The sequence below is a fragment of the Kineobactrum sediminis genome (assembly GCF_002868715.1).
Lineage (GTDB): Bacteria > Pseudomonadota > Gammaproteobacteria > Pseudomonadales > Halieaceae > Kineobactrum > Kineobactrum sediminis.
This window is the reverse complement of sequence record NZ_PKLZ01000002.1, coordinates 336,708-350,794: the sequence shown is the minus strand read 5'-3', so window position 1 is coordinate 350,794 and position 14,087 is coordinate 336,708. Positions and strand designations below refer to the sequence as shown.

Annotated in this window: 13 protein-coding genes; 9 read left to right on the top strand and 4 right to left on the bottom strand. The window is 59.0% G+C overall.

Features of this window, described 5'->3' with window-relative positions:
* The 3 genes from CWI75_RS05160 to CWI75_RS05150 form a co-directional block, all read right to left on the bottom strand.
* The gene (locus CWI75_RS05160) at positions 1-435 is read right to left on the bottom strand and encodes a type II toxin-antitoxin system VapC family toxin (protein ID WP_101520415.1); all 435 of its coding nucleotides are present in this window, start codon (positions 433-435) and stop codon (positions 1-3) included.
* Complete coding sequence (locus CWI75_RS05155) at positions 435-671, bottom strand: type II toxin-antitoxin system Phd/YefM family antitoxin (RefSeq protein ID WP_101520414.1); 237 nt, start codon at positions 669-671, stop codon at positions 435-437. The genes CWI75_RS05160 and CWI75_RS05155 overlap by 1 nt, the downstream gene beginning before the upstream one ends.
* Before the next feature lie 127 nt (positions 672-798).
* On the bottom strand, positions 799-1,986 hold the full coding sequence (locus CWI75_RS05150) for a lytic murein transglycosylase (protein ID WP_101520413.1): 1,188 nt from the start codon (positions 1,984-1,986) through the stop codon (positions 799-801).
* A gap of 165 nt (positions 1,987-2,151) precedes the next feature.
* On the opposite strand from CWI75_RS05150, the gene CWI75_RS05145 reads away from it, so the two are divergent.
* The 4 genes from CWI75_RS05145 (at position 2,152) to CWI75_RS05130 (ending at position 8,075) form a co-directional block, all read left to right on the top strand.
* Positions 2,152-3,420, top strand: a complete 1,269-nt coding sequence (locus CWI75_RS05145; RefSeq protein WP_162299993.1) for an NAD-binding protein — start codon at positions 2,152-2,154, stop codon at positions 3,418-3,420.
* 146 nt (positions 3,421-3,566) lie between these two features.
* On the top strand, positions 3,567-6,473 hold the full coding sequence (locus CWI75_RS05140) for a PKD domain-containing protein (RefSeq protein ID WP_162299992.1): 2,907 nt from the start codon (positions 3,567-3,569) through the stop codon (positions 6,471-6,473).
* 93 nt (positions 6,474-6,566) lie between these two features.
* Positions 6,567-7,739: a PQQ-dependent sugar dehydrogenase gene (locus CWI75_RS05135; RefSeq protein ID WP_101520410.1), complete on the top strand. Its 1,173-nt coding sequence runs from the start codon at positions 6,567-6,569 to the stop codon at positions 7,737-7,739.
* An 84-nt stretch (positions 7,740-7,823) separates the two neighbouring features.
* Complete coding sequence (locus tag CWI75_RS05130; protein WP_101520409.1) at positions 7,824-8,075, top strand: TIGR02647 family protein; 252 nt, start codon at positions 7,824-7,826, stop codon at positions 8,073-8,075.
* 65 nt (positions 8,076-8,140) lie between these two features.
* Here the strand turns inward: CWI75_RS05130 and CWI75_RS05125 are convergent, their stop codons facing one another.
* Positions 8,141-8,998 (bottom strand): SDR family oxidoreductase, encoded by an 858-nt coding sequence (locus CWI75_RS05125; protein ID WP_101520408.1) that lies wholly within the window; start codon positions 8,996-8,998, stop codon positions 8,141-8,143.
* A 152-nt stretch (positions 8,999-9,150) separates the two neighbouring features.
* On the opposite strand from CWI75_RS05125, the gene CWI75_RS05120 reads away from it, so the two are divergent.
* From CWI75_RS05120 to CWI75_RS05100, 5 genes are all read left to right on the top strand, one after another.
* Positions 9,151-9,999, top strand: a complete 849-nt coding sequence (locus tag CWI75_RS05120) for a class I SAM-dependent methyltransferase (protein ID WP_101520407.1) — start codon at positions 9,151-9,153, stop codon at positions 9,997-9,999.
* 86 nt (positions 10,000-10,085) lie between these two features.
* A complete protein-coding gene (locus CWI75_RS05115; protein WP_101520406.1) occupies positions 10,086-11,915 on the top strand; it encodes a tetratricopeptide repeat-containing diguanylate cyclase in 1,830 nt (609 codons plus the stop codon).
* A gap of 20 nt (positions 11,916-11,935) precedes the next feature.
* Positions 11,936-12,835, top strand: a complete 900-nt coding sequence (locus CWI75_RS05110) for a DUF1295 domain-containing protein (RefSeq protein WP_206604639.1) — start codon at positions 11,936-11,938, stop codon at positions 12,833-12,835.
* Between the two features lie 52 nt (positions 12,836-12,887).
* Complete coding sequence (locus CWI75_RS05105) at positions 12,888-13,427, top strand: YaeQ family protein (protein WP_101520404.1); 540 nt, start codon at positions 12,888-12,890, stop codon at positions 13,425-13,427.
* 79 nt (positions 13,428-13,506) lie between these two features.
* Positions 13,507-14,004, top strand: a complete 498-nt coding sequence (locus CWI75_RS05100; RefSeq protein ID WP_101520403.1) for a GNAT family N-acetyltransferase — start codon at positions 13,507-13,509, stop codon at positions 14,002-14,004.
* Positions 14,005-14,087: the final 83 nt, after the last annotated feature.

Sequence of the window (14,087 nt, the reverse complement as noted above, 5' to 3'; positions counted from 1 at the left end):
TCAGGCGCCCTTTGAGGCAAGGCGGGCGTCTATGCCAAAGAAAACAGCCGCGTCCACTAACGCCTTGTCCTCACTGATCAAATGCGCCTGGTAATATTCTGCGCATGCCAGGTGAAGTGCGTCCAACGTCCTCAAGCTTGTCTTCCTTGTCCCAATCCAGTGGCTGGCGCGTTGATAGTGGGTCGTTTGAATCGAGCACAGGCTGAAACGGCCATGACTAACATCATCATGGAACGCGCTTTCGATTCGGTTCGCCTGGGGTTCGCTGAGCTCTCCCATCCGAACCCATCGGGCCAGTGCGCTTGCCACCTCAACTTCAGTAAGATGACTGATAAGAACAGGCTTGGTCTGGGAATCAAGCAAAACCTGAACACTATCGCTAGCGTGCTCTTGTCGGTAGTAGGGAAGAACGGCGCTTGTATCGAAGTACAACATCAATAGCGCTCTTCATCCCTAAGTTCCCGCACCGCTTGGGCAGCGCTTTCCCGGGCGGGTGGCAGAGACGCCCTGAGTTCTGAACGGTTTGGAAACTGGATCTTTTCGGGCAGGGCTGCGGTCAGACGCGCGGCAGGTTTGCCGTAGCGCAGAATCAGTACCTCTTCTCCTGCGGCCACAGCGTCCAGAAGATTTGACAACCTTTCCCGAGTTTCCCGAACATTGATCGTTTGCATGGTGGTCACCTCACCCTTTACGTGTACACAACTAGTGTACTCTCGGCGGGGACTTCTTGGCAATTACGGCCGCCATATACCCTATGGTTTAATTACTGTGTATGAGCTCCTCCTCTCTTGCAAGCGACTAGGGCGAGACACCCAGCCGCTGCAAACTGTCATTATCGGGATAACCGTCTGCCACCAGCCCCCTGGCCAGCTGGAAAGCGCTAAGCGCGGACCGGGTTCCGGAGCCGAAAATACCATCCTCGGGACCCGCCGGAAAACCCAGCTCATTAAGCTGCCGCTGAACAACCTTCACCTTCTCTCGCGACAGCGGTTGCTGGTCGGTCGGTGGCGGTCGTTTCAGGGTTCCACCACCGGCTATCCTGTCCGCCAGGTAGCCCACCGCGAGACCATAGGATTCCGAGCGGTTCCAGCGCATAATCACCTCGAAATTGGCATAGACCAGAAAAGCAGGCCCCGCCGCCCCGGCCGGCAACAGCAGGCTCGCCTCTACAGGCGCTGTGGGCAGCGGACTGCCATCACTGCGACGCACACCCAGCCGGGCCCACTCCACCAGGGGCCGCTCCTTGCCCGCGCCCACCGTATCAAAACGGAACTCCGCAGGCAGGGTGACCTCACGGCCCCAGCGCAAGCCGGTGGTCCAGCCCAATTGTTCCAGGAAGTTGGCACCGGACGCGATCGCATCGCGCTCGCTCTGCCAGAGGTTCACCTTGCCATCGCCATCGCCATCAACTGCGTACCTGAGATAGGAAGACGGCATGAACTGGGTATGGCCAACTGCGCCTGCCCAGGATCCACGCAGCTGTTCAGGCTGCAGATTCTCGCGTTCCATCAGTTGCAGTGCGGCGATGAATTCAGTGGTGAAGAAAGCACTGCGCCTGGGATCACACGCCAGCGTGGCCAGTGAGTCCAGCGTCGGCATGGTGCCCAGGTAACTGCCAAAGTTGGTTTCGAGTCCCCAGAAAGCGACCAGGTATTGTCCCGGTATGCCATATTGCCGTTGCAGCTGATCCAGAAACTCTCTGTGTCGCTGGTAAAGCGCGCGCCCTTTATCAACCCGGGCCTGGGTAACACGGGCATTCAGGTAGCCGGCGAAGGTCTGGACAAACTCCGGCTGTTTCCGGTCCAGTTCCAGCACCCGGGCCTGGGGCTCGAGGGCCGGCACCACCTCATCCACAATCCACGGTGCCACCCGGGCCTCTCGCGCCTGCTCCTGCAGGCCTGCCAGGCACTGGGGGAATTCGTTCCCCGCAGCCAGCGAAGAACTGGCTGAGAGGATAAAAAACAGTATACCTATGCGCGCCTTCATTAATCGGGAATCCTCCTGTTCATGAATGGGAATGGTTGCACTAGCGGGCTGTCGAGGCAAGAACTGTTGTCGGTTGATCGTGCGAGAACCGGGAAAACCCGATTTCATCTGGTGTCAGTGACAACCCGGACCGGGGTTCCGTATGATGGAGGCAAAAAGGCCACCATGAGATTTGCTTTTATGCCCAGCCCGTCCTCCGGCAATGCCGCATTTTCATGGCGTTTACTGGGAGCTGTATTTTTCTTTTCCTGCGGTCTTGCGGGCTTTGCCTCCGGCGTTATTGTCAGCGAACGACCCGATGTGGGCACTGCGGACCTGCTCTCGCAGGCCTACTACAGCCTGAGCCTGTTCGTGATCGGTGGAGTTGAGCTGGGTACGCCGGTGGCAGGCCCGCTATACGGCAGGCTACTGTTGTGGCTGGCCTACTTTGGCTCGCCGGTACTGGCCGCCTGGACGCTGATTGAGGCGCTGCTCAAGTCACTTTCGCCGCAGCAATTCCAGCTGCGCAAGCTGCGCGATCACGTTGTTGTGATCGGCGCCGGTGAGCTGACCCTGAGTTACTTGCGGGTACTCCGCAGCCACAACCCCCGGGTACCTGTCGTAGTCGTCTCCAGGGCACCTCCTCTTCCCACTGTTATCGACGAACTGAGAGAAGAATATGACGCCATGGTCGTGGTCGGTGATGTGACTCACGAGTTTTTCCTGCGCCAGCTGCGGGTCAAGCGGGCGCAGCGGATAATGCTGCTGTCGGACAATAGCCTGCGCAGCTATGAAGCGGTGAGCACCATCCTCAACCTGGTACCGGGTATAGGCCCACGGATTGTGATGCACTGCGCGAACCTGCGTTTCATGCGCTCAATGCAGGCCACCCGCGTGGCCCAGAGTTGCGAGACCTTCAATTCCTATAATCTTGCCTCCTATGGCCTGGTGCATGGGCATATGCTGCACCGTTTCGAGAAATCGAAGGGCAAGGACATCGTCGTACTGGCCGGTTTCGGGCGCTTTGGCCAGACCTTGCTGGAAGAGCTCCAGCGGCATGCCCAGGGCGAGCTGGATACTGTAGCCATCATTGAAAAAGACGCGGTCCGGAGGGTGCTGGTCGCGGAGGAACAGATGACTTTTTCCGATGATTACCGGCGCCAGGTCTATGAGGGCGATATTTCCCACCCGGCCGTGTGGCAGCGCCTGCGGGAAGATATTCACATTCCGCAGGACGCCTACAATCTCATATTCGTACTCGGTACCGGTCATGAGGAGGATAATCTGCGCACCGCCCTGTGGCTACGCCGCAATTTCCCCAATGCCATGGTGATTGCGCGCAGTAGCAAACAGTCCCGTTTCGCCGAGGAAGTGGGCGCCGAGCACAACATCATCAGTGTCAGTATCCACGAACTGGTGGAAGACAATATTCCCAAGCAATGGGTCGATCTGTAGCACTGCCGTGCCGGCGACCTGATTGGGGAAATGTCCGGAAAAAACTTGCAGCGCAATACGCTGCGTCATAGCTTCACTTGAACCAGGCGTTTGTGGGCCCATCCCGGGGCGCGATGATCGCTGTCACGCACCTACGAGAAGAACACATGAACACGAAAAGCCTCTTTTCCTGCCTGTTGCAGCACTCGGCACTTCCGCTCCTGGGCTGCATCATGGCCGCCACCAGCCATGCGCAGCAGCTGCCCCAGCCATTACCGGACTGTCCGCGGGTCAGCTTGCCCGCGGCCGCCAACGGCAACGCGGCCGTTGCGGCGCTCGGTGCCACGTTACCCGCAGTGGCAGCCTGCCATGGCTATACAACGTCCGAATTCGCGCGCATGCTGCGCGCGGACAAAACGCTTTGGATCGACACCCGCGGCCGGGCCTACTTTATCGACCCAAAACCGCCGGAGCCAACCGATAGCGGCGCCACAGATGTAATGCAAAGCGCGCCTTTCCCGCTGGCGGATACTTTTGCGCTACAGAGCAAGCCGGACGCGCCGCGGGTAATCTACCTGGATTTCACCGGCCACAGCACCTCCGGCACCGCCTGGAACCAGAACTTCAAAACCGATCCCATTGTCTCCCCAGCCTACAGCCTGGATGCCGACCCGGCTTTTTCCGACCAGGAACTGGCTGACATACAGAATATCTGGCGCAAAGTAGCAGAGGATTACGCACCGTTTGACGTCAATGTCACCACCAGTGACCCCGGGCAAAATGCCATCACCCGCACAGACAACAGCGACCCCTACTTTGGCACACGGGTGGTCATTACCAGCGACAATTTTGCCAACTGTGGCTGCGGCGGCTTTGCTTATGTGGGGGTATTTTCCCTTGATAGCGATTACTACCTGCCTGCCTTTGTCTTCAATACGGGAGTCTCCGGTGCCGGTGAGGCAGTCTCTCACGAGGCCGGTCACAATCTTGGCCTGAGCCACGATGGGGTTAGCGGTGGCGACGCCTATTATACGGGACACGGCACGGGCGACACTGGCTGGGCACCCATCATGGGAGTCGGCTATTACAAGCCACTGGTCCAATGGAGCAAGGGTGAGTACAGCGGCGCCGACAATGCCGAGGACGACCTGGGGCGAATTGTCGCCAATGGTGCCCCCCTGGTCAGCGATGATCACGGTGACGGTATTGCAACCGCGTCGGACGTCCTGGTGATCTCCGACGGTGCCGTTGACGGTATCACCAGTGCTGGCCTGATTCACACAGGTCGGGATCTGGACATGTTCCGGATCCTCGCCGGTGCCGGTGATTTCAGCATTGTGGCAGCACCCGCGCCCTTCAGCCCGAACCTCGATATCAGCGCCACCCTTTTTGACAGCAATGCCAACCTGGTGGCCAGCAGTAACCCCATCGGCGCACTCGGTGCCAGCATCAACATAACGCTGCCGGCAGGTGAATTTTTCCTGCGGGTGGAAGGCATTGGTGAAGGCAATCCCCAGGGGGATGGTTACAGCGATTACGGCAGCCTGGGCCGCTATGTCATCAACGGCACCGTCGCCGCGCCAAATGATCTGCTGGCACCACAGGCCGTTGCGACAGCGCCTGGCTACAGCGCCGGTATCGCACCCCTTTACGTTGCCTTTGACGGCGGCAGCTCAGTGGACGCCATCAGCTGGGCATGGGATTTTGGCGACGGCGCCAGCGCCAGTGGTGAACTCAGCAACCACACCTATGCAGCGCCAGGCAACTACACCGCCACCCTCACCGTGAGCAGTGCGGACGGATTGACCGCGAGCGACAGCCTGGACATCGTGGTCGACAATCAGGCGCCCATCGCGGTCGCCCAGGCCGACAAGCTCAGTGGCACTGCGCCCGTGAGCATACAATTCACCGGTGGCAACTCCTATGACCAGGACACTGCCGGCAGCATTACCCACTATCAATGGACCTTTGGCGATGGCGCCAGTACCACCACCGCCAACCCCGAACACACCTACACCATGGGGGGCAACTTCACCGCCAGCCTGACCGTTACCGACGATTTCGGCGCCAGCGACGTGGCACAGCTGGATATCGTTATCGACGCGCCACTCTCTGTTGACCAGTTCGCTACCGGTGAGATAACCAGTGCCGGCACAGTTTCGGGATCCTATCTGGATACCCGCGCACAGGACGGCAACGAGCAAGCCATCATCGAAATGGAGTCAGGCGGCAGGAAAAGCAGCCGTTACAGTTATCTGGAACACAGCTGGCTGTTTGACCTGGTCGCGGGCGAGGTGCGAACCTTATTGATTACAGGCCGGCGCAGCGCGTCCGTTGACGGCGACACCATGGCGTTCAGCTATACCCTGAACGACGGTGCCGAAACCACACTGCCAATTCAGCTGGGCACTGCCGCCTCCAGCTTCTCCGCAATACTGCCTGCGGCGGGTGGCCAGTTCCGTCTTATCGTGCGCGACAGCGACCGTAACAGCGGCAACAACCAGCTCGACACGGTCTATATCGACCAATTGGTGGTACGCACTGACAGTACTGACACTGCCAGCGTGCCGGCCGCGGCCACCCACTTGGTAGCCGGTACCGTGTCGGCAACCGCTATCAATTTGTCCTGGCAGGATAATGCGACAGATGAAGCAGGGTTCCGGGTTGAGCGTTCAGTTGATGGGGGCAACAGCTGGATGCTGGTTGCCAGTGTCGGCACCGACTCTACCAGCTTTATCGACAGTGGACTTAGTGCGGCAACCACCTACAGCTACCGGGTAACTGCCTTCAACACAGCGGGCAGCAGTGAACCATCGAATGTCGATTCCGCCACCACATCAAGCGCGACAGAAATAAGCCTGCAAGCCAATGCCTACAAGGAAAAGGGCGTTCAGACTGTGGACTTGTCATGGCAGGGTGTGACCAGTGCTTGGCTTTATCGCGACGGTATCTTCGTGGCAGACGTCGAAGGTACGGCCTGGAGCGAAACGCTTGGCAAAGGGAGCGGCAGCTATCGTTACCAGGCGTGCAATAGCGAAAGCGATTGCTCCAACGAAGTGACCGTAGTGTTCTGACCGGCGAAGCGCCGCAGGAGCAACTCCCGCAGTTTGGGCCTGCGGCCTTCAGTAGGGCTATAATGTGCTTTCTTGTCTCTTCAAGGAGTCCACATGCTAACTGCCACCGTTGCCCGAAAAGCCTTACTCGCTGCCCTCACCCTGTGCTGTGCGCTCACCGCCAGCGCAGATGATACACGCTACTCGGCTTACCACGATTACCGCGTTGTCACCGTGGCCGAAGGACTGATCCGCCCCTGGTCGATGGCCTTCCTTCCCGACGGTGAAATGCTGGTTACCGAACAGCCCGGACGATTGCGGGTGATTCGCAATGGTGAGCTGCTCGAAGACCCCGTTGAAGGCGTGCCCGAAGTATTCTATCGTGGCCAGGGCGGCTTGCTTGATGTTGTTCCACATCCTGCTTTCGCCCTTAACCGGTTGCTCTACCTCAGTTACTCCAAGCCACTGGCGAACGATGAGTCAACCACCGCCGTGATCCGTGGCCGCTATGAACAGGGCCAACTGCGAAATATTGAGGAGATCTTCGAGGCCAAAACCCGCGGCCGGGGCCATTATGGTTCGCGTATCGCATTCGACGACAACGGCCATGTATTTATCACCGTGGGTGACCGCCAGGTGCCGCCCTCCGGGGATCTTGAGGACCACCCGGCACAATCTCTTGCCGATCACCACGGAGTCGTCGTGCGCTTGCGCGAAGACGGCAGTGTCCCCGCCGACAACCCATTTGTCGACCGCGAAAATGCACTGCCCGAAATCTGGAGTTACGGTCATCGCAGTCCCCAGGGAATGGTGTTCGATTCCAGCACCGGCAACCTGTGGATTACCGAGCACGGACCCCAGGGTGGGGATGAACTGAACCTCATTGAACCCGGTGGCAATTACGGCTGGCCCGTGATCGGTTACGGGGTCAACTATGGCTCCGGAAAAGCCATCCATGAGGCAACGCACCGCGAGGGTATGATCCAGCCGCGCAAAATCTGGGTGCCCTCCATAGCCACTTCCGGGCTCGCCCTCTACGAGGCCAATGCGTTCCACAACTGGCGCCGACACCTGCTCGCGGGCGGACTGGCAGGGCAGCAGATTGCCCTGCTCGAACTGGAGGACCAGTCGGTCATTCGCGAGGAGACCCTGGTAAAAGGCCTGGGACGTGTTAGAGACGTGCGAGTGGGGCCCGACGGCTTCATCTATATTGCGCTTGATGATCGCAGGGCTGACCCCTCGGCCATCGTACGCCTGGAACCGGTGGCTCGCGAAGAGATCAGGTAGTCAATACCGCCACGGCGACGAAATGCAGCCTGCCGGGCAATATTCGTCTATGCTGTGGCCTCGACAAGACAAGGACGCCAAGCGATGAACCTGACACCCGAGATGATTGATGAACTGGACCTGTTACTGAAATTCGACCTGAGCAGTGCGCAGGTCGGATTGAAAATTCACAGCAACGCCGCACCGGAGGTGGTCGCCGCCGCAAAACGCCTGTTTGACAAAAAACTGGTCGATCATGCCGATGGCGGTTTTTTAACGCCGCTCGGGCACGAGGCGGCAGAGCAGTTACAGGCGATTCACCAGATACTCTCGGCGACGCCCGAAATCACCAGTTAATCAGCCTGCTGTCTGCGGCCACGACAACAGGCCACAGCCGCAGTAGAGAGTGATTGTTACCGATACTATTCGGCCGCGCGACTTGTCAGGGCGTCTGCCGCCATGGCCTCCATCAGCCGAAAAGCGGCCGTGGGGTTATCGCGCTTGAGTTTCAGTAAATCCATCTCCGGGCCCACTCCCACATCAATTTCCTCCTGGCCCGCCACGAACCCATCAACAATCATGCGAGCGCAGGCCTGCACGTCCATGCCACCGTCAATGTCACCATCGGCCATTCCCGCGGGAGCCCCGGTGCCGGTAAGTGCATTGCGCGCGATATCGGTGCGGATGAAGCCCGGTATGATCGTGGTGACCCTGATGTTCTGGTGTGCCACTTCGGTACGCAGGGCATCAAAAAAGCCCATGACCGCGTGCTTGGCTGCGCAGTAACCCGTGCGCAACGGTGCGCCTACTTTACCCGCCACGCTGGCAGTCACCGCGAGATGGCCGCTGCCACGGGTCACCATATGGGGCAATACGGACTTGGTCAGTGCTATCTGACCCAGCACATCCACCTCGAGCAACTGCCGGTAAACATCCATGTCCGTGTCCAGGCATAACGAACGCTGGGACAGGCCGGCATTGTTGATCAGCAGATCGATACCGCCAAAGGTATCAAGTACCTGCTGCACGGCTGCAGGCATGGCATCATAGTGGGTCACATCCAGCGGCAACACCAGCAACCTGGCGGCATCACAACCGCCTTCGACACACTCCCGGCTGACGTTGTTCAGCTCGCTCTCCCGCCGTGCCGACAGCACAACACGGGCGCCCTGGTCGATAAATTCATGTACGAGTGCGGCGCCAATACCGGATGAAGCGCCGGTAATCCAGACGACCTGATCCTGAAATGCATCGCCTTTTCTGCCAGTTTGGTCACGCATTATTATCTCCCTGGGGTATGATCAACCGGGCATCATTATCCCGTTCCTTGTCCAGACAGGGAAGAGGCCCCTGAAAGGTTGCCAGTAAGGAAGTAATTAACCGGTACGGGTCCATCTCCAGTAACAACAGCAAACACGACGAGGGAAGCGTTATGAGCAACGAAGAGCAGATCGCATACTGGAATGGGGAAGCGGGCCGCAAGTGGGCAGCAAAGGACGCCATGATGGCGACCATGCTTGCGCCCATCGCCCGCGACCTGCTGGCGCATGCCAAAGTCCAGGACTGCTCCAGGGCGCTGGACGTTGGTTGTGGTGGCGGAAGTGAAACCCTCATGCTGGCCGAACATCTCGGACCCGGATCGACGGTGCTGGGCGTCGATATCTCCACGCCGATGCTGGAGGTAGCCAGGCAGCGCGCGGCAGCCGATCCGGCGACTGGCCACCAGGTGGAGTTCCTGCAGGCGGACGCAGCAACGCACAGTTTTGGTGAGCGCAATTTCGACCTGCTGTTTTCCCGGTTTGGGGTGATGTTTTTTGACGACCCGGCAGCGGCATTCAGCAATATGCGCACGGCGCTGGCACCGGGTGCAAAGCTGGCCTTTTGCTGCTGGCAACGGCTACCCGATAACCCCTGGGCCTTGATACCGCTGCAGGCCGCTCTTGAACACGTGGCTCCACCGGAACCACCAGCACCGAATGCACCCGGCCCCTTTGCCTTTGCCGATCCGCTGCGTGTCCGTACTGTGCTGGAGCAGGCGGGGCTGAAGGAGATTGCGATAGCACCACATGCCGTCAACATGTGCTGGAGCAACAACGGCAACCTTGATGCAACAGTCCGGGACATGCTGAACATGGGCCCGGTCAGTCGCCTGCTGCAGGATGAAAGTGATACAGTGCGTCAGGCTGTGTACCATGGAGCCACGCAAGCCATGACACCCTGGTTCATCGACGGCGAAATGCGCCTGCCGGGCGCCGTCTGGTTTATTACCGCCACTCACTGAACGGTGTCGCCGCGCATGGATTTTTTGCAGCCACTACACAGTATCGCCGCACCACTCCAGGCAGCCCCTGGTTCGCTTTGCCCGGCATGAGCAGAGGCTTCCTGCAGCACTGCTCGAGCCAATGGCGCTGCTGCCTGTTAGGCCTGCTGCTCGCGACTCAGGCCGCAACGATCTACGGTGCGCAGCAGGTGATCGACGAAGCCAGCAGGCTGGCTGAGACCGACCCCGAAAGCGCCATCGCACTACTTGGCAGCACCATTGGCAGCACCGGGGACACAGACGACCGCGGCAATGTCGGTCTCCTGGCTGCGCGGGCATCCTTCTACCGCGATTTGGGCGAATACGACCGAGCCAGAATCGACATCACCCGCGCCCGGCAACTGCTGACAGCCAACGATGATCCTGTTCGCATTGCGAGGATACTGAGAATAAGCGGCTCGATAGAGGCCGAGAGCGGCAGTCCTGCCAACGCGCTCGCGCTATTCCACGAAGCCCATGCCCTGCTGGAGCCTACCGATGCCATTGGCGACCTGGGATGGACAACGAACGCCATCGGCATGGCGCACAACTTTCTGGGCAGCAAAGAGAGGGCTCGCAATTATTTTGATCGGGCACTCACACTTGCACGACAGGCCAATGAAGCCGATCTTGAAATTATTGCCCTTGGCAATCTTGCAGTGGCTGTCGCAGCAATAGACGGCCCCGAAGCAGGTATCACTCTGCACGAAGAAGCACTGTCACTCGCTGAGGCCAGAGGTGCGGCCCTTCAGGCCGGATACCAGCTGGCTAACATTTGCCATTTGCAGGTTGAAAGTGGCCAGCCACAGCCTGCTGCCGGCAATTGCAGAAAAGCTCTGGATTACTTACTGACCACCGGCCAGCCGCGTATTCTGGCTGGAATATTTATGACTTTGGGTGATCTTGAGCGTGGCCGCGGGCGACTGGACGACGCCCTTGAACACTATCTGGCAGCACTGGATATCGCATCCCGCACAGTGCCAACGGTACATCTGGAGCTGCTTGAAAAGCTGGCCGATACCCACCTGCGCCTGCAACAGCCAACAGAGGCTGCGGACTACCTGAAACGCCTGCTCGCGCTGCGTGAAGGTGCTCGCCAAAGAGAGCAGGATGAACTCACGGAGGAACTTGAAGCTCGATTCGAGTTAAGGCAGGCAGAAGATAAAATTGATTTGCTGCAACTCAATGCGCTGCTGGCACAGGAGCAGCTGGAACGTCGTAATCTCCTGCTTGGCATCACCGCGGCAATCTTGTTGACTGCACTGATATTCGTAATACTGATAACCCGCGCCTACCGTGCCAGAAGTGTTCTGCAACACGAACTTTCTTCCCGTAACCGGGAATTGCAGGGCGCTGTTGACACCATCCGTGAACTGGCGGCAAAAGACCCCCTGACCGGCCTTTTCAACCGCAGGGCGTTCCTCGAAATCAGTCGCCACGCGCGGGCTCGCTGCCAGCGCGACAATCTGCCGATGAGCCTCACAATGGCTGACATCGATGAGTTCAAAGAGCTCAATGACACCTATGGCCACCAGATTGGCGACGAGGTCCTGACCGAAGTAGCACAGCGTATCCAGAAAACACTACGCAATAGTGACATCGTGTTTCGCTGGGGTGGGGAGGAATTCCTGTGCCTGCATCCTGCCACCGACCTGGAGACCGCCGCCAAGGTGATTGAACGGGTCAGGCAGGCCCTGGAGCGCAAACCGATACTAACTTCCGGCGGCAAAATGACGATGACCATGACCTTTGGTATTTCAGCTATTGGCGAAGACATTACCGCGGCCATTCAGGGAGCGGATAACGCCATGTACGAGGGCAAGCGGTCGGGGCGCAACCGCATTATGGTCAGCAAACAAAGCCCCGATAAAGAAGCTGAACCAATCTCGGTGGAGTAACGACCAGGAGCGAGCAAAAAATGACCCGAGCCAGACATTCAATGCAATCACTATTACGCTTCGCCCTTGTCCTGCTGCTGGCGGTTGGTATTGCGCTCGCGGGTAGTCACGGCGGAGTGCACTACCTGGGCTGGCCGGTTTTTGCGCTCTGTGCAGCGCTGGCCTTCGCCGTGCAGTGGCTTGCCTTTGTGCCCGCTTACCTGCGCCAGACAGAGAAGTTCTACGACCTGACGGGTTCAGCCACTTATCTGGCAGTAGTCTGGCTGGCGGTCGGTCTGGGCGGCGCTACAGATATCCGCAGCTTGTTACTGGCGGCTTGCATCAGTCTGTGGGCGCTTCGCCTGGGCAGTTTCCTGTTTCGCCGTATCCACCAGGACCAGGGCGATTCGCGCTTCGACAAAATAAAACCTGATGCCTCACGGTTCCTGTTTACCTGGACCCTGCAAGGGCTTTGGGTGGTGATTACCGCCAGCTGTGCTCTCGCCGCCATCACCAGCGGTAGCGAACAGTCGCTCGGTGCGCTGGGCCTGATGGGTACTGCACTGTGGGGCGCCGGATTCCTGATTGAAGTCCTGGCGGACCGGCAGAAGCGGATTTTCAGGCAGGCACAGGGTAGCGAACAATTCATCAACACAGGCCTCTGGGCCCGATCGCGCCATCCCAACTACTTTGGCGAGATCGTACTCTGGTGCGGCATTGCGCTTATTGCCGTGCCCGCGCTGTCCGGCTGGCAATGGCTGACCCTGATTTCACCCGTTTTTGTCTTCCTGCTGCTCACCCGGGTCAGTGGTGTGCCGCTACTGGAGCGCAAAGCCGACCAGCGCTGGGGTGAGAATCCTGATTACCAGCGCTACAAGGCGAAAACACCGGCCCTGGTACCGCTATTGCGGCGCCCGGCAGACGAACAAAGGCTGCCCTAGAGAGCGCTATTCGCTATAGTGCGCGACCCGGTCAACAGGTAACCCTCCCAATATGGCTCTCAAGTCCACCATCTTCAAGCTCGATATCAACATCGCGGATCTGGATCGCCAGTTCTATCACGATTTTGCACTTACCCTGGCGCGCCACCCATCCGAAACCGATGAACGGATGATGCTGCGGGTGCTGGCCTTTGCGCTCAACGCCAGCACCAGCCTGGAGTTTGGTCGCGGTATCAGTACCGAAGACGAACCGGATTTGTGGCAGAAGGACCTGACCGGACAGATTGAAACCTGGATCGATGTCGGCACCCCCGATCCGGACCGGCTGCGCAAGGCCTGTTCCCGCGCCAGAGGCGTCATTCTGTATACCTATGGCGATCGCTCAGTACCGGTATGGTGGGCCAGGCACGGCGCGACTCTCGCCCGCTTCAAGCATCTCGCCATCTGGCAGGTTGCCGAAGACAGCAGCAAGGCGCTGGCGGCCATTGCCCGGCCGGGAATGTCACTGCAATGCACCCTGTCCGGCGCAGAGGCATGGCTGACCGGCGAGGGCCAGTCCATTACAGTAGCGCCCACAGTGCTCAAGAACTGATCGTTCAAACAGTATCGCGACGGGACAACATGATGGGGAGTATCCTTGAATCAACAGAGCAACACAGGTTAGCAACACAATGCTAAAAGGCTGTGGCGCCGGTGTCCCGGTGATATTCAACCTGGCGAGCTACCCACAGGCTATCGACGAGCTGGCAGGCCACCATTATCGCGAATGGGAATACCTCTACCCCGATGATACGATTGCCAGCTTCGCGGCAGACCTGTCACGACCACCGGGCGCCGATACGCTCCCCACCACCTGGGTCCTCACCGCGGACAAACAGGTGATGGGATCCGTTTCGCTGCTTGAGCACGACCTGGACACAGACTCCCACTGGTCCCCGTGGCTGGCGAACCTGTGGGTACACCAGGACTGGCGCGGCAGGGGACTGGGCAAACGACTGGTCCTTCACGCCTGTGAACAAGGCGTTGCCGCCGGATTCACAACACTGTATCTCTATACTGCCGAGCATGCCGCATTTTATGCTGGCATGGGCTGGCAGCAGCTGCGGTCAACCCATAAAAACGGCGTCCCCATTACCATCATGAGTTTCGCTCTAACCCGCGCTGCCTAATGCTTTGCCCTTGGCAAGCTTTGTGGCACCATCAGTAACGGGGCTGGCTGTAACAACAGCATGCAACGCCAACAGGGCTAAAG